This is a genomic window from Nocardia sp. NPDC058633 (assembly GCF_042717045.1).
In the GTDB taxonomy this organism is placed as follows: Bacteria; Actinomycetota; Actinomycetes; order Mycobacteriales; family Mycobacteriaceae; genus Nocardia.
Genome location: NZ_JBHXRA010000002.1, coordinates 291259 through 306434 on the forward strand (window position 1 = coordinate 291259; position 15176 = coordinate 306434).

Sequence of the window (15176 nt, forward strand, 5' to 3'; positions counted from 1 at the left end):
GCGAGGCCTTGTCCCGGCCCCGCGCTCTGCGTCATCGCCCCTTCCTTCGCCCCGGTGGGTCGGCCTGCGCTCGCGGGGTGACCACGAACACCGCGAGCACCCCGCCGTCCGCCTCCGCCGTCGGTATGATCGCTGACATGCAGGCACGGGCGATGGTCATGACGTACGCGGTTCTCGCGTGCGTGCTGCCCGCCTTCGTGCTCATCACCATGCCCGGTGGCGAGGCCACCCGCATGCTCGCGTTCGGTGCTGTCGCCGCCGCGATGGTATGTGCGCTGGTCGCGGTCACCGGCCGCGGTCAGGCGCCCGTCCGGGTCGCGTGTGCGGGCCCGCCGCGATCGGCGCAGCGCCGATTGCGTGGTTCCTTTCTGCGACAGAGCAATCCGGATGCACCCGGTCGTCCACGTCCACGAGCTCCGGGGATCGATCACCACTGACAGGTGCCGCGCCGTCGGCGCCGCCTGTCGGATTTCGTGATCCCACTCCCCCTCTCGTGCGTTCGCGCACGCTGCACTGACAGGTCGTTCCGTCATGCTCGATATCGTCTATTTTCCCGTGTCCGCGCTGCTGTGGTGCTGGCATCAGGTCTTCGCGATTCCCCTCGGCGCGGCCAGCGGTCTCGCGTGGCTACTCGCCGTGGTCGCTCTGGTCGTCACCGTCCGCGCGCTGCTCGTGCGCACCGCACTCCGACAGGCCCGGTCTCAGAAGGTCCTGCGTTCACTACAACCGCGGATGGACACCATTCGCCGCGCCCATCGCGACGACCCGCGCGCCCAGGCCGAGAAGATCCGGCTGCTCCATCGTGAGCACGGCGTCAGCATGTTCGCCGGATTCGTCCCGCTGATCGCCCAGGGGCTGGTCTTCCTCGGCCTGTTCCACGTGCTGCGCTCGTTCGACCGGACCGGCACCTACGCGGTCGGCCCGTTCTCGTCGACGGACAGCCCGTTGTCGCCCGAGGTCAACAGCGCCACCGCGAACTATCTGCTCGGCGCACCCGAGGTCCGCGCGTTCCTCGAAGCCAGGTTGTTCGGCGCACCGCTGTCGGCGACCCTGACCGGCGCGGGGGACGTGGTCGTCGCGGTCGCCGTCCTCGCCGTCCCGCTGGTACTGATCGCCGCCCTCGCCACGCATGTCACGGCCCGTCTCACCCCGGCCGTCGGGGACAACACCACGGCCACGATCATGCGCAATCTGTCGCTCTGGGTGTTCCCCGCGGGTGCGCTCATCGGCGGCGCGATCCTGCCGGTCGTCGTGCTCACCTATTTCGCCACCAACGCGCTGTGGACCTGCGGTCAGCAGTATCTGATCCACCGCACCCTCGACGCTGAGACAGCCGCCGCCCAGTCGCTGCTCACGACGACCGATCGCGCGTCCGCACCACGGCCGGGGGTGAAGCCGCAGCGTCGAAAGCGGTGAACATCCCCGGCGGTTACCCTCGGGCGGTGTCAGCGAATCCGGAGGCCGAACTGCTCGCCGTCTACGATGCCGAGGGCTTGGTGATCGGCGAGGCCGATCGAGGCACTGTCTACCGCGAGGGGCTCTGGCACGCCAGCGCCGGCGTCCTCGTGCGATCGACCGACGGAACCCGGGTGTACGTCCATCGGCGCACCGACAGCAAACTCGTTTTCGCGGGCATGCACGACTGTCTCGCGGGCGGCGTGGTCGACGCGGGCGAGAACCCGGCCGACACCGCGATCCGCGAACTCCGCGAGGAACTCGGCATCGTCGTCCCTGCCGACACGGCGCTTCCGCTACGAGCCACCGCATCCTGGGACGGCCGATGGGCGGGCCGCGCCCTGCGCTGCCACCTGGTCGGCTACGAGTACCGCTGCGACGGTCCGATCGTCCACCAGCCCTCCGAGATCGCGGACGGCTGGTGGTGGACCGATGCCGAACTCCGTGCGCACCTGCGTGATCCGGCGTGGCCCTTCGTGCCCGACACACGCGCCATCCTGGAGGGCCTGCTCATCGGCGAGAAAGGCCACCGACGCTGACCGGGCAGCCGACCACGGACCAGCGCAGTTTCGCAGTGGTGGTCGACGTGTGGGCCTGCTGCCACGATCAGCCGAGGGAGCGCAGTGATTGCTCGTCGCGAGCCAGCACCGCACCGCCGTCGGCGGTGAGCACGATCGGCCGCTGGATCAGCTTCGGATGCTCGGCCAGAGCGTTCAGCCACTGTTCCCGATCGGCCGGCGCGCGCCCCCAGCCGGCCATCCCGAGATCCTTGGCGATCTGCTCGGACGTTCGCGTGATGTCCCACGGCTGCGCGCCCAGTCGCGCCAGCACCGCCCGCAACTCCTCGACCGTCGGCGGATCGTCGAGGTAGCGGCGAACGGTGTACTCCACCCCGGCGGCATCGAGGTGCGCGGTGGCATTGCGGCTCTTCGTGCAGCGGGGGTTGTGCCAGATCTCGGTCTGCCCAGATGTCATCTCCGCAGCGTAAGTGAGTGCGGTGCGCCCGAAGGCCGCGCGGTCCCATACTGGGACCATGAGCGAGAGCGCCTCTCCCGAAAACCCCTATGGCACACCGACGACCACCGGTCCTGAGCCGATTCGTTCCTATCAGGCCGCGGTCGATTCCGTCGTGCGCAGTCTGCTGAAAGTGCCGGTGTTGTCCGGCATCGTCGGCAAGCGGCTGGCGACACTGCACGTCGTCGGCCGCAAGTCCGGCACGGTCTACGACGTCCCGGTGGCCTACACCGAGCACGACGGCGCCCTGCTGATCGGCACCTCGTTGCGTCCGTGGGTGAAGAACCTTCGCGGCGACGGCCGGGTCACCCTGTCGCGCGGCGCGGGTCCCGAATCCTTCACCGCCACTGTGTACACCGATGAAGAGGATGTCATCGAACTGTTCGCGGTGATCGCCCGCGACAACAAGCAGAACGCCGGATTCAACGGCATCGGCTACCTCGCCGACGGCGAACCGTCCAAGGCAGATATCTACCAGACCTGGCAGCAGGGTGGCGTGGTCATCGGCCTGACCCCGCGCTGACACGACAGCCCTACTTGCCGCCCTCGGTCGGGGTGATCTGGTAAGTCCGCGCCCGTGACCTCGACGCCTTCCCCGACGCGGCCGATGGTCATGAGTCGCCCGCTACCCGAGTCGCGGTCACCGGCTGATGCAGTCTCGGCAGAATCTGCTCGCCGTACGCGTCGAGCGTGGCGGTCTTGGCATCGTGCTGCAGATACACGGCGAACTGATCGACGCCGAGCTTGTCCAGCTCCCACAGTCGGGCGAGTTGCTCGTCCGGGGTGCCGATCAGGCAGAACCGGTCGACGATCTCGTCGGGAACGAAGTCGGCGTGCGTATTACCCGCCCGCCCGTGCTGGTTGTAGTCGTAGCCCTGCCTGCCCGCGATGTAATCGGTCAGGGCCGCCGGAATATCACCGTCCGCACCGTATTTCGCGACGATGTCGGCGACGTGGTTACCGACCATGCCCCCGAACCACCGGCACTGGTCGCGCGCATGCGCCGACGCCTGCGCCGACCCGTCGGTGACGTAGGCGGGCGCGGCGACACAGATCGTCACCGAGAGCGGATCACGGCCCGCCGCCTCCGCCGCCGCACGCACCTTGGCGATGGTCCAGGCGGTGATGTCGGGGTCGGCGAGTTGCAGGATGAACCCGTCGGCGACCTGCCCGGTGAGTTCGAGCGCCCTGGGTCCGTATCCGGCCACCCACACCTCGAGCCGCGAATCGGCCGCCCAGGGAAAGCGCACCTCGGTGTCGCCGATGCGCGCGCTACCGCCGTTGCCGAGTTCCCTGATCACCTCGACCGATGCGCGCAGGGTCGCCAGCGTCGTGGGCTTGCGGCCGAGGGCCCGCATCGCCGAGTCGCCGCGCCCGATGCCGCAGATCGTGCGGTTGCCGAACATGTCATTGAGGGTGGCGAGGGTCGACGCGGTCACCGTCGGGTCCCGAGTGGCCGGATTGGTGACCATGGGGCCGACGATCACCTTGCGGGTGGCGGCCAGGATCTGGCTGTAGATCACATACGGCTCCTGCCAGAGCAGGTGCGAGTCGAAGGTCCACACGTGCGAGAACCCATGGGTCTCGGCCACTCTGGCCAGCTCGATCACCCGCGACGCGGGCGGGGTGCATTGCAGGACCACACCGATGTCCATGGGCACTCTCCGTTTCGCCGTAGGTTCTACAGAAGGTTCTGCGAGAGGCCGCGCCGGATGAACCGGCCGTGCCCGGCGCGACCGTGGTAGGCGCCGTTGTCGACGATCACCCGACCACGGGACAGGACCGTGTCGACATGACCGTCGATCTCGAACCCCTCCCACGCGGAGTGGTCCATGTTCATGTGGTGGGTCTTGCCCAGCCCGATACTGGTGTGCCCGTTGGGGTCGTAGATCACCACGTCGGCGTCGGCGCCCGGGCTGATCACGCCCTTGCGCGGGTACATGCCGAACATCCGGGCCGGGTTGGTGCAGCACACCTCCACCCATCGTTCGAGGGAGATCCGTCCGTCCTTGACACCCTGGAACAACAGGTCCATCCGGTGTTCGACCCCGCCGATCCCGTTCGGGATCTTGCTGAAATCGCCTACGCCGAGCTCTTTCTGGTCCTTCATACAGAACGGGCAGTGGTCGGTGCTCACCGCGGTGACGTCACCGGTGCGGACGAAACGCCACAGCTGGTCCTGATGACCCTCGGCGCGCGAGCGCAGCGGGGTCGAGCAAACCCATTTGGCGCCCTCGAAACCCGGTGCGCCCAACTGCTCTTCGAGCGAAAGGTACAGGTACTGCGGACAGGTTTCGGCGAAGACGTTCTGCCCGTTGTCCCGTGCCGTCACGATCTGTTCCATCGCCTGCCTGGCCGACACGTGTACGACATACAGCGGGGCACCGGTCAACTGCGCCAACATGATCGCGCGATGGGTGGCTTCCTCCTCCATCTGCCACGGACGGCTCGTGCCGTGGAAGTAGGGCGAGGTGTCACCGCGCGCGAGGGACTGTTCGACGAGCACGTCGATGGCGATGCCGTTCTCCGCGTGCATCATCGTCAGCGCGCCGAGCTCGCCCGCGGACTGCATGGCACGCAGGATCTGGCCGTCGTCGGAGTAGAAGACACCCGGATAGGCCATGAACAGTTTGAAGCTGGTGACGCCCTCGCTGACGAGCTCGCTCATACCTTTGAGGGATTCGTCGTTGACATCGCCGATGATCTGATGGAACCCGTAGTCGATCGCGCACTGTCCGGCGGCCTTGCCGTGCCAGTCGGCGAGGGTGTCCTGTACGCGCTGGCCCGGTTTCTGGACGGCGAAGTCGACGATCGTGGTGGTGCCACCCCAGGCGGCGGCACGGGTCCCGGTTTCGAAGGTGTCGCTGGCCTCGGTGCCGCCGAACGGCAACTGCATGTGCGTGTGCCCGTCGACGCCGCCGGGGATCACGTACTTGCCGGTCGCGTCGATCACCGTATCGGCGTCGGCGGCGAGATCGGAGCCGAGCGCGGTCGAATCCGGTTGCAGGACAGCGACGATCGTCTCGTCGGAGATCAGCACGTCGAGGAGCTGGGACCCGGTGGCGCTCACCACTGTCCCGCCGTGGATGAAAGTGCGCATCAGGGGTTCACCAACGGTCCGTAGGCATCCGGGCGACGATCGCGATAGAACGCCCATCTCTCGCGAACGATCTTGATCAGATCCATATCGAGATCACGAACAACCAACTCCGGCGCGGTGTCGGAAGCGACCTCACCGACGAACTTGCCCTCTGGGTCGACGAAATAGCTCGTGCCGTAGAAGTCGTTGTCGCCGTATTCGCTCTCGATACCGACCCGGTTGATCGCGCCGACGTAATACTCGTTGGCCACCGCCGAGGCGGGCTGCTCGAGTTTCCACAGATAACCGGACAGTCCCCTCGAGGTGGCCGAAGGATTGAACACGATTTCCGCTCCCGCGAGTCCGAGCGCCCGCCAGCCCTCCGGAAAATGGCGGTCGTAACAGATATAGACGCCGACCTTGCCGACCGCTGTGTCGAATACCGGCCAGCCCAGATTGCCCGGTCGGAAGTAGAACTTCTCCCAGAATCCGGTTACCTGCGGGATGTGGTGTTTGCGATATTTTCCCAGGTAGCAACCATCGGCGTCGATCACGGCCGCGGTGTTGTAGAGCAGGCCGTCCATCTCGCGCTCGTATACCGGCAACACCATCACCATGTTCAGCTCGGCGGCCAACGCGGCGAACCGCTCCGTCGTGGGACCCGGCACCGATTCGGCGTAGTCGTAGAACTTCGTGTCCTGTCGCTGGCAGAAATACGGACCGTAGAACAGCTCCTGGAAACAGATCACCTGCGCGCCCTGCGCCGCGGCCTCCCGCGCGTAGTCCTCGTGCGCTGCGATCATCGACTCTTTGTCACCGGTCCAGGTGGTCTGGACGAGCGCCGCTCTGACGATTCCCATGCTTTTTTATACTGCACCCACAACTCGTTCTGTTGCGTTCCAAGAGTGCCGAACAGTTTCGGTGCCGTAAATCTTGTCGGCGCCATCGGTCGCCGCATCCACTCGGGCGCACTCGGCCCCGGCACACCCGGCTACCCGCCGTGCGTGAGGTGGCCGCGAACCAACTCGCGGCTATCGGGCTCGCCTTCTGGCCACATGGTCGGCATTCGGGCACGTGCGGCCCGGAGCCCCGCCCTAGATGACGTCAGCCTGGGGCGATGCGGCAGAATAGGGCGTCCCTCCCGCGGAAAGGCAGCAGTGGTGACGCTCGACACGGCGCTCGGCGACGCAGTCGGTCGCATTCCGACGCGGTAGCGGCCGACCGACGTCGGCGGCGCGTTCGGCGTCGACGTACTCGAGTCACCAGCACCGTCGATCACCGGGAGCAGCCCTGTCCACCATCGCATGGACCGACGACCATCGTCAGCACACCGCCGTCTGGCATTCGGAGAACGGTGCGCCCGCACCACACACCGTGACCATCGCCGACGACCGGCTCTCCGCCGATCAGGCCTACCGCCGCATCAGAGCGGGCGAGGCCCTGCTGTGGCAGGGCGACTACAACAACGGCCGCCAACTGTTGCAGGCGCTGGGCCGTCGCGCCGACCGCAAGCCGACGAGGAAGCCCGCCACCGGCGATCTCCGCGCACTCTATGAGCACGAACGGATCAGAAGGCGTACGCGTGCAGCCGTTCTCGGTAGTCTGCTGATCCGCCTCGGCGCGGGCTACGAGCTCGATCTGCGCCGGGCGCCCGACGTGGCGGCGGCGTGCGCGGCGGCTTACGGTGCCGCGAATGCCGAACGGGTGGTCACCTTCACCGAGTTGCTCGGCGTCGTGAGCGCGTATCGCTGGCAGCAGCAGGGCGTGGACGTGCCTGCGCTCGGCGCGCGGGTGTACCCCGGCTACGGCGTATTCTCGCCCACCCGAAGCGAATACGTCGATCTCGTCGCCGACGCGCCACTGGATCCCGAGATTCGCACCGCTTTCGATCTCGGTACCGGCACCGGCGTGCTGGCCGCCCTGCTCGCCAAACGCGGCGTCCCCGAGGTGGTCGCCACCGATATCAACCCGCGAGCCCTGCGGTGCGCGAAGGACAACGCCGAGCGCCTCGGCTTCGGCCGGTCGATCGCCGTCACCGGGCCCGCCCTGTACCCGCCCGGGCGCGCCGACCTGGTGGTGTGCAACCCGCCGTGGCTGCCCGGCACGCCGACCTCGGACCTGGAACGTGGTGTCTACGACCAGGATCAGTCGATGCTCACCGAGTTCGCCCGCGACCTGCGTGCGCACCTCACCCCCCACGGCGAGGGCTGGCTGGTGCTGTCCGACCTCGCCGAACTGCTCGGCCTGCGCCCGGCCGACCACATCCCGCGACTACTCGACGACGCCGGCCTCTACGTACTCGGAAAGCTCACCACGCGTCCGCGCCACCCGCGGGCGACCGATCGCGAAGACCCCCTCGCCGCGGCGCGCACCGCCGAGACCACCACGCTGTGGCGCCTTCGGACGCGCTAGCGCGCTCCTCGTCGGCGCGAAGGCCCGCCTCGATGTGGCGATCACCCGACGAGCAGACCGGATCCGGTGGTCTGTCCCCACGCGGGCGGGTCCGACTGGCAGGATGCGCGGTACATCGTCCGCCAGCACCCGTTCTCGAGGAGATCCCGCCAAGGTGACCAGCATTTCGCAGGACCGACCCTTCATTCGCGCGCTGCTCGGCGCCGGCATCGCCGCGGCCGCCCTGGTGGCACTCGCCCCCGCCGCGCAGACCACCCCGATGCCTCGCGACGTGATCGCCGGCTGCACCCCGGCCGCGGCCGGTCAGCCCAACGGCAAGCAGTGGCCCGTGGAACCCGCGCTCACCATCGACACCGCCGCGAGCCACACCGCCACCCTCGAAACGACCTGCGGCACGATCACGATCGCGCTCGACGTCGCCGCGGCCCCGCGCACGGTGAACTCGTTCGCGTTCCTGGCGGGCGAGGGCTACTTCGACCACACCCGCTGCCACCGGCTCACCACCCAGGGCATCTTCGTGCTCCAGTGCGGCGACCCCACCGCCACCGGCATGGGCGGGCCCGGCTACAAGTTCGGCGACGAGAACCTCGCCGGCGCGGTCTACCCCGCGGGCACCGTCGCGATGGCCAACGCGGGTCCCGGCACCAACGGTAGCCAGTTCTTCCTGGTCTACCGCGACACTCGACTGCCGCCGAACTACACGCCGTTCGGCACCATCACCGAGGGCATGGACGCGCTCGCCAACGTCGCGAACGCCGGGGTAGCGGGCGGCGGCGCCGACGGCGCCCCTGTCGCCGACGTGGTCTTCAACGCGGTCACCACCGCACAGGGCTGAGCAACGACCGAGGGCCGCGTCTCCCGGGTTCGGGAGACGCGGCCCTCGTCGTGCGGCTGGTGGATCAGCCGGCGCTGATCGAACTGAACAGGTTCTGAATGGTCTGCAGGATGATCTCGGTCAGCAATTCAGCGGCGGAACCGGCCATGACAACGCTCCTCGTAAGTCCTCATCAAGTAAAACGAACAAGTGAAGCGTGCCCTATTCACTTGGCTTCGCGCAGCGTTTTCGGTGAAAAAAGTGAACCGAACCGCGAAGGCCGCGCCCCCGTCGGGACGCGGCCTCCACAGATCGTGACTACAGGTACTGACCGGTGTTGGACTCGGTGTCGATCGCCCGGCTCGCCGAGGCGTTCTTTCCGGTGACGAGCGTGCGGATGTAGACGATCCGCTCACCCTTCTTACCCGAGATCCGTGCCCAGTCATCGGGATTGGTGGTGTTGGGCAGGTCCTCGTTCTCCGCGAACTCGTCCACGATCGAATCGAACAGGTGCTGGATCCGCAGACCCGGGTTACCCGTGTCGAGCACCGACTTGATCGCGTACTTCTTCGCCCGGTCGACGATATTCTGGATCATCGCGCCGGAGTTGAAGTCCTTGAAGTACAGGACCTCCTTGTCACCGTTGGCGTAGGTGACCTCCAGGAAGCGGTTGTCGTCGCTCTCGGCGTACATCCGCTCGACGACCTTCTCGATCATCGCCTCGACGCACGCCTGCTTGTCGCCGTCGAACTCGCGCAGGTCGCTCTCGTGCAGCGGCAGCGTCTCGGTGAGGTACTTCGAGAAGATGTCCTGTGCCGATTCCGCGTCGGGGCGCTCGATCTTGATCTTCACGTCGAGACGGCCCGGTCGCAGGATCGCGGGGTCGATCATGTCCTCGCGGTTGGACGCACCGATCACGATGACGTTCTCGAGCCCCTCCACGCCGTCGATCTCCGAAAGCAACTGCGGCACAACGGTGGTCTCCACGTCGGAGGAGACGCCGGAGCCGCGGGTGCGGAAGATCGAGTCCATCTCGTCGAAGAACACGATCACCGGGGTGCCCTCGGAGGCCTTCTCGCGCGCCCGCTGGAAGATGATGCGGATGTGGCGCTCGGTCTCGCCGACGAACTTGTTGAGCAGCTCGGGGCCCTTGATGTTGAGGAAGAACGACTTCGCTTCCTTGGCATCCTGACCACGCGATTCGGCGATCTTCTTGGCGAGGGAGTTGGCCACCGCCTTGGCGATCAGCGTCTTACCGCACCCGGGCGGACCGTAGAGCAGCACACCCTTGGGCGGGCGCAGCGCGTACTCGCGGAACAGATCCTTGTGCAGGAACGGCAGTTCCACCGCATCGCGGATCTGCTCGATCTGGCGACCGAGACCACCGATGTCGGTGTAGTCGACATCGGGAACCTCTTCCAGCACAAGGTCTTCGACCTCGGCCTTGGGAACCCGCTCGAACGCGAAGCCCGCCTTGCTGTCGACCAGCAGCGAATCACCGGGGCGCAGTTTACGAATCGGCGAATCGGGGTCTGCCATGTCGTCGTATTCGGCGATCTTGGACAGCGGACCCGACAGCCACACCACCCGCTCCTCGTCGGCGTGGCCGACCACCAGAGCGCGCCTGCCGTCGTCGAGAATCTCACGCAGCGTGCCGATTTCGCCGATGGCGTCGAAATTGCCTGCCTCCACGACGGTGAGTGCCTCGTTGAGGCGCACCGTCTGGCCGTATTCCAGTGCGTCGGCGTCGATGTTGGGCGAGCAGGTCAGGCGCATCTTGCGACCGGAGGTGAAGACATCGACCGTCTGATCCTCGTATGCGTGGATGACGATGCCGTAGCCGCTGGGCGGCTGGCCGAGGCGATCGACCTCCTCGCGCAACGCGATCAGCTGTTGGCGCGCTTCTTTGAGCGTGTCCATCAACTTGCCGTTGCGGATGGTCAGCGAATCGATCCTGGCTTCCAATTCGCGTGCGCGATCCGGCGAATCGGCGAGTTGCCTGCGAAGAGCAGCCGACTCGGCACGTACCGCCTCGAGCTCTCGCCAGGCCGCCGAATCCGAATTCTCGTTGGGGCTCATGATGCTGCTCCTCCCAGTCCCGGTCTATCAACGCTACCGGGCGCGGTCCGTTCTCGCTTTCCGACATGGTTTCGTCGTGATCACATCTTGTACGGTCGGTACGACATCAACCACACATTTGCACCTGTTAGGCTCCCCTAACACCCCGTACGGGGCACTCGCCCGAACGAGTCGAAAGGTTGCTGAACATGCTCCTTCCTCCCCGCACGATCCGTGTCGCCGTCGCCGCCGCCGCGGCGGCGCTCGCCGTCACCGTCGGACTGGCCGGTTGCGGCGACTCCGACGATTCCTCGACGAACGCCACCACGAGCAGTACCAGTATCGCGGCCGCTCCGTCCAGCGTTTCGGCAACTCCTGCGGACGACAACGCCGCCGCCCCCACCGCCGATTCCCTGAAGGCGACGCTGATCGAGTTCGCCGATCCCGCGGTATCCACCGACGACAAGGCGAAACTGATCGTCAACGGCGATGCGCGCAAGGCCAACATCGATCAGATGAACGGCATGCTCGCCGGCTACACCCTGACTTTCGCCGTCGACAACGTCGCGACCGGTGATGACACCGCCACCGCCGATGTGACGATCACCTCGCCGCACGGCACCGCACCCGCGTTCCCGGTCACCTGGCAGCGCGACGGCGGCACGTGGAAGCTCTCCGACACCAGCGGCTGCCTGCTGCTCGGATTCGCACAGGCGCCCTGCACGCCCGCCTGACCGATCGACAGCGCCTGGATGGTCGGCGAGTACCATCCGGGCGCCGTAGTCGCCCTGCGCGGCGCACAGGCCACAAGATCACCCCAGCGTGCTCGGTCGTCGCTTCTCCGGGCGGTGCCCCCACGGTTTTCGCTCGCACCCGCGGTCTCGAGTAGTTCCACCCGGGAACCCCGTATTTTCGCGCTGTGTCCGGAACGCGAATTCTGCGATCGTCTGTGCCATGAGTGCTGTCCCCAGTGTCGCGGTGGTCGCCGCGAACACCCCCGCCGATCGCGATCGATTCCTTGACCTGCTGCGCATTTCGTCGCTGGTGATCGTCGTCGTCGGCCACTGCCTGATGCTCACCGTGACGGTCTCGGGCACCGAGGTGCATTTCGGCAATGTACTCGCCGACCTGCCGATCCTGCGACCGCTCACCTGGATTCTGCAGGTACTCCCCCTGTTCTTCTTCGCCGGTGTGGCCGCGGGAGCACGCCGCCTCGAACCCGGGACATCTTGGGGCGCTTGGCTTTTCCGGCGCACCCAGCGACTGGTGCGACCGCTCGGATACTTCGTGGCCGCCTCGGCGGCACTGCTCGCGGTGGCCGATCTCGTGCTCGAGCCGGGATGGCACCGTCCACTCGCGGTGACGAGCGTGCAACTGCTGTGGTTTCTCGGGATGTACCTGGCGGTGCTGGCGTGTGTGCCGATGCTCGCGGCGCGGATCACCAGCACTCGCCGGATGTTCGCCGCGGTGGCGGTGATCGTGGTCGGCACCGCGATCGTCGACGCGGTGCGGCTGACCGGTGGGCCGACCGAGCTCGGGTATCTGAATGTCGTCGTCTGGCTGGTGCCCGCGGCGCTCGGGATCGGCTATCTGCGCGGATTGCTGTCTCGACGGACCGCGGCGGCGCTCGCCTGCGTGGCGGTGGTCATCGACGTGCTGCTGGTGCTGGCCGGTCCGTACGAGGCGAGCCTGGTCACCGTGCCCGGGCAGCGACTGTCGAATCTGGCGCCGCCGTCGTTGCTGCTGGCCGGGCACGCGGTGATGCTGTGCTGCGCGGCCGTCGCCGCGGCGCCCTGGCTGCGTCGCCTCGCCGCGCGCCCGCGGGTGTGGTGGTGGACGGTCATCGGCAACACCGGTGCCATGACGCTGTACCTGTGGCACATGCCCGCGCTGCTCACCGTGCTCGCGCTCGGTCACTCGGCGGGGATCGACCGTTCCACACCCGCCGAGTCCGGGTTCTGGCTGCTCACCGCGGTGCAGCTCGCCGCGACCATGGTGCTCACCGCTGTCCTGTTCCGCACGCTGCGCGGCCTGGAGAACACTGCGCTGCGCTGGTGGGACGGACCGGTCGCCGCGGTGCGCGGGGCCCGCTCGACCACCGTCGTGCTCGCCGTCGCCGCGGCCGGGATCATGATCCTGCAGGCCACCCGCTGGGGGCTCACGGCGCAGGGTTGGGCGTGGTTCGCAGGCGCCGCGGCGGCGTTGCTCGCCGCGCGCCTGCTCACCCGTGCGTGATCAGCCCTTGGACGGACGCCGCTGCGGCTTGGGCGTGACAGTGCCCTCGGCCAGGCGACGTGCGCTCACCAGGAACGCGGTATGGCCCTGCATGCGATGCTCGGGCCGCACGGCCAGACCGACCACGTGCCACCCACGCACCATCGATTCCCAGGAGCGCGGTTCGGTCCAGCATTCCTGCTCACGCAACGCCTCGACCACCTTGGACAGCTGGGTGACGGTGGCGACGTAGACCACCAGCACACCGCCGGGAACCAGCGCCTTCGACACCGCGGGCAGCGCGTCCCACGGTGCGAGCATGTCGAGCACGACGCGATCGACCTGCGGGCCTTCGTAGGCGGCCACGTCGGCGATGGTGATCGACCAGTTCGGCGGACGTTCGCCGAAGAAGGTCTCCACATTGCGAACCGCGTGTTCGGCGTGGTCGTCGCGGATCTCGTAGGAGATCACCTCGCCCTCGGGGCCGACCGCGCGCAACAGCGAGCAGGTCAGCGCACCCGAACCGGCGCCGGCTTCCAGGACCTTGGCACCGGGGAACACGTCACCCTCGTGCACGATCTGCGCGGCGTCCTTGGGGTAGATGACCGCGGCACCGCGCGGCATCGACAGCACATAGTCGGTGAGCAGCGGGCGAAGGGCCAGATACGGGGTGCCGTTGACCGACTTCACGACGGTGCCCTCGTCGTTGCCGATGAGGTCGTCGTGCTTGATGCCGCCGCGATGGGTGTGGAATTCCTTACCCTCCTCGAGCACCACGGTGAAGAGGCGTCCCTTGCCGTCGGTCAGCTGCACGCGGTCCCCGATAGCGAATGGACCGGTTCGTCTGGCCGTCATTGATCTCCCGTTCTTCGAATGGACCTGTCAGCCTGCCAGGCGCGGCGATCCGCGCACTCGACGGGTCAGCTATTTCGCGGCGGCCAACGCTCGGTGCTGTTCGCCGGTCAGCGAGTGCGCTTCGCTCTGCGACGTCGCCCAGATCTGCGCGACGTGGCGGCCCGCGGACACCAGGCAGGCCCACCGACTCGCGTCGGAGTCGGTCCAGCAGGCGGCGCCGGGAACGCCGTCCGGGGCGGGCGCACCCTTCCAGCCTGCCGTGGCGAGAGTCTGCGCGGCGGTCGCGGCGGACAGTTTCGCCGCGGCGGCCGCATCGGCGGTGCGGTAGACGGCACTGTCGTCGACGCCCATTGCGACCAGCCCCACCTCGCGATACAACGCCACCGCCGCCTGCTGATCGTCGGTGAAGATCAACGCGCCACGCGGCCCATAGGCTCCGCTGCTCACAGTGCCGTCACCGACCGCCAGCGCCTGGATCCCGTCCGGGTCGTAGGGCACCTTCGCGAGGTCGGCGACGGGCGTGGCCGCGAACGAATCCAACAGGGGGCGTTGCCGTTCCAGCGCCGCGCGAACGATCCGTTGGATCTGCGCCGGTCCGCCGAGGCGAGCACGGGTGAACACCACGAACTCCCGGTGCGCGGTGAACGCCATGCCCTCGAGCCGATCGCGTTCCTCCATGGTCACGAACCGGGTCTCCGACGCGCCGGGAAGGTCGGTGGCGGTCCAGTCACCGGTCTGCAACATCCCGCTCTGCTCGATCGCGGCGGCCGCGAGGGCAGGGGCCGCCGCTGTCGCCGAAGCGGTGTCCGGAAAGCGCAGGATGCCGTGGGTGAGCCAGTCGGTGTCGGCGCTCGTGGCACCGCCGTTGGAACGCTGGCTGACGAATCCGGTGAGCAGGCCGTTCGCCGCGGCGGCCGCGCTGATCGCGGTGTTGTGCCCGGTCATGATGGTGAGCATCGGTTCGGTGAGCACGCCCGCCTGACCGTGGCGCACGAAAGCGGGATCGATATCGGTCGACAGCGCCAACACTTCCGCCATCCGATGACCTTCGGCGAGGGTGCCCGCCCATAGCTGCTGCTCGTCGGTCTGCGCGGCCGTCGTGGTGGTCGTCACCGCTGTCGCCGTGGTGGTCACCGGCACCCGGACCACCTTTCCCGGTTCCTCGCACGCACTCACCATGATCACCGCGGCCGAGACCGCCCCCACCCGGAACATCATTCGCATGCCGCGAATCCTGGCAGAGTCGGCCCACGATCACCGAATCCCGCGTCGGTC

The 15176-nt window shown here is 67.6% G+C and carries 15 protein-coding genes; 8 read left to right on the forward strand and 7 right to left on the reverse strand.

All coding sequences use genetic code 11. The annotated features are described in order from the left end of the window. Positions 1-77 precede the first annotated feature (77 nt). From ACFWUR_RS03480 to ACFWUR_RS03490, 3 genes are all read left to right on the forward strand, one after another. Positions 78-437, forward strand: coding sequence for a DUF6412 domain-containing protein (locus ACFWUR_RS03480; RefSeq protein WP_378901217.1), 360 nt, complete (start codon positions 78-80; stop codon positions 435-437). A 94-nt stretch (positions 438-531) separates the two neighbouring features. Then, entirely contained in the window at positions 532-1416 is an 885-nt protein-coding gene (gene yidC, locus ACFWUR_RS03485; protein ID WP_378901220.1) for a membrane protein insertase YidC, read from the forward strand. A 26-nt stretch (positions 1417-1442) separates the two neighbouring features. Further along, complete coding sequence (locus ACFWUR_RS03490; protein ID WP_378901223.1) at positions 1443-1994, forward strand: NUDIX domain-containing protein; 552 nt, start codon at positions 1443-1445, stop codon at positions 1992-1994. Between the two features lie 67 nt (positions 1995-2061). On the opposite strand, the gene ACFWUR_RS03495 is transcribed toward ACFWUR_RS03490, so the two are convergent. Continuing rightward, on the reverse strand, positions 2062-2430 hold the full coding sequence (locus tag ACFWUR_RS03495) for an arsenate reductase family protein (protein ID WP_378901226.1): 369 nt from the start codon (positions 2428-2430) through the stop codon (positions 2062-2064). Positions 2431-2488: 58 nt separating this feature from the next. Between ACFWUR_RS03495 and ACFWUR_RS03500 the strand changes: the two genes are divergently transcribed. After that, on the forward strand, positions 2489-2992 hold the full coding sequence (locus tag ACFWUR_RS03500; protein WP_378901229.1) for a nitroreductase/quinone reductase family protein: 504 nt from the start codon (positions 2489-2491) through the stop codon (positions 2990-2992). 88 nt (positions 2993-3080) lie between these two features. On the opposite strand, the gene ACFWUR_RS03505 is transcribed toward ACFWUR_RS03500, so the two are convergent. Genes ACFWUR_RS03505 through ACFWUR_RS03515 form a run of 3 tightly spaced genes read right to left on the reverse strand, consistent with a single transcriptional unit; the run spans position 3081 to position 6408 of the window. After that, complete coding sequence (locus ACFWUR_RS03505; RefSeq protein WP_378901232.1) at positions 3081-4124, reverse strand: TIGR03842 family LLM class F420-dependent oxidoreductase; 1044 nt, start codon at positions 4122-4124, stop codon at positions 3081-3083. Positions 4125-4150: 26 nt separating this feature from the next. Next, positions 4151-5569, reverse strand: coding sequence for a dihydropyrimidinase (hydA, locus tag ACFWUR_RS03510; RefSeq protein WP_378901235.1), 1419 nt, complete (start codon positions 5567-5569; stop codon positions 4151-4153). After that, on the reverse strand, positions 5569-6408 hold the full coding sequence (locus ACFWUR_RS03515; protein WP_378901238.1) for a nitrilase-related carbon-nitrogen hydrolase: 840 nt from the start codon (positions 6406-6408) through the stop codon (positions 5569-5571). Before ACFWUR_RS03515 ends, hydA begins: the two co-directional genes overlap by 1 nt. 514 nt (positions 6409-6922) lie before the next feature. Here ACFWUR_RS03515 and ACFWUR_RS03520 point away from each other — a divergent pair. Together ACFWUR_RS03520 and ACFWUR_RS03525 are read left to right on the forward strand one after the other, a co-directional pair. Continuing rightward, positions 6923-7960, forward strand: coding sequence for a methyltransferase (locus ACFWUR_RS03520; RefSeq protein ID WP_378901241.1), 1038 nt, complete (start codon positions 6923-6925; stop codon positions 7958-7960). A 154-nt stretch (positions 7961-8114) separates the two neighbouring features. Further along, positions 8115-8795 carry a peptidylprolyl isomerase gene (locus ACFWUR_RS03525; RefSeq protein WP_378901244.1) on the forward strand — a complete coding sequence of 227 codons (681 nt, stop codon included), beginning with the start codon at positions 8115-8117 and terminating at the stop codon, positions 8793-8795. A gap of 297 nt (positions 8796-9092) precedes the next feature. Here the strand turns inward: ACFWUR_RS03525 and arc are convergent, their stop codons facing one another. After that, positions 9093-10853: a proteasome ATPase gene (arc, locus tag ACFWUR_RS03530; RefSeq protein WP_378901247.1), complete on the reverse strand. Its 1761-nt coding sequence runs from the start codon at positions 10851-10853 to the stop codon at positions 9093-9095. A gap of 188 nt (positions 10854-11041) precedes the next feature. On the opposite strand from arc, the gene ACFWUR_RS03535 reads away from it, so the two are divergent. Both ACFWUR_RS03535 and ACFWUR_RS03540 read left to right on the forward strand, forming a co-directional pair. Further along, on the forward strand, positions 11042-11566 hold the full coding sequence (locus tag ACFWUR_RS03535) for a hypothetical protein (RefSeq protein ID WP_378901249.1): 525 nt from the start codon (positions 11042-11044) through the stop codon (positions 11564-11566). Positions 11567-11786: 220 nt separating this feature from the next. Next, positions 11787-13067, forward strand: a complete 1281-nt coding sequence (locus ACFWUR_RS03540; protein WP_378901252.1) for an acyltransferase — start codon at positions 11787-11789, stop codon at positions 13065-13067. Here ACFWUR_RS03540 and ACFWUR_RS03545 read toward each other — a convergent pair whose 3' ends face one another. Beyond that, entirely contained in the window at positions 13068-13901 is an 834-nt protein-coding gene (locus ACFWUR_RS03545; protein ID WP_378901254.1) for a tRNA (adenine-N1)-methyltransferase, read from the reverse strand. It abuts the gene before it with no gap. 69 nt (positions 13902-13970) lie between these two features. After that, the gene (locus ACFWUR_RS03550) at positions 13971-15125 is read right to left on the reverse strand and encodes a hypothetical protein (RefSeq protein ID WP_378901257.1); all 1155 of its coding nucleotides are present in this window, start codon (positions 15123-15125) and stop codon (positions 13971-13973) included. Positions 15126-15176 lie beyond the last annotated feature (51 nt).

Excerpts from the sequence above, each read along its gene's own strand:
- yidC (WP_378901220.1), top strand. The coding sequence starts at position 532 with ATGCTCGATATCGTCTATTTTCCCGTGTCCGCGCTGCTGTGGTGCTGG.
- ACFWUR_RS03495 (WP_378901226.1), bottom strand. The coding sequence starts at position 2,430 with ATGACATCTGGGCAGACCGAGATCTGGCACAACCCCCGCTGCACGAAG.
- ACFWUR_RS03500 (WP_378901229.1), top strand. The coding sequence starts at position 2,489 with ATGAGCGAGAGCGCCTCTCCCGAAAACCCCTATGGCACACCGACGACC.
- ACFWUR_RS03505 (WP_378901232.1), bottom strand. The coding sequence starts at position 4,124 with ATGGACATCGGTGTGGTCCTGCAATGCACCCCGCCCGCGTCGCGGGTG.
- hydA (WP_378901235.1), bottom strand. The coding sequence starts at position 5,569 with ATGCGCACTTTCATCCACGGCGGGACAGTGGTGAGCGCCACCGGGTCC.
- ACFWUR_RS03515 (WP_378901238.1), bottom strand. The coding sequence starts at position 6,408 with ATGGGAATCGTCAGAGCGGCGCTCGTCCAGACCACCTGGACCGGTGAC.
- arc (WP_378901247.1), bottom strand. The coding sequence starts at position 10,853 with ATGAGCCCCAACGAGAATTCGGATTCGGCGGCCTGGCGAGAGCTCGAG.
- ACFWUR_RS03535 (WP_378901249.1), top strand. The coding sequence starts at position 11,042 with ATGCTCCTTCCTCCCCGCACGATCCGTGTCGCCGTCGCCGCCGCCGCG.
- ACFWUR_RS03540 (WP_378901252.1), top strand. The coding sequence starts at position 11,787 with ATGAGTGCTGTCCCCAGTGTCGCGGTGGTCGCCGCGAACACCCCCGCC.
- ACFWUR_RS03545 (WP_378901254.1), bottom strand. The coding sequence starts at position 13,901 with ATGACGGCCAGACGAACCGGTCCATTCGCTATCGGGGACCGCGTGCAG.
- ACFWUR_RS03550 (WP_378901257.1), bottom strand. The coding sequence starts at position 15,125 with ATGCGAATGATGTTCCGGGTGGGGGCGGTCTCGGCCGCGGTGATCATG.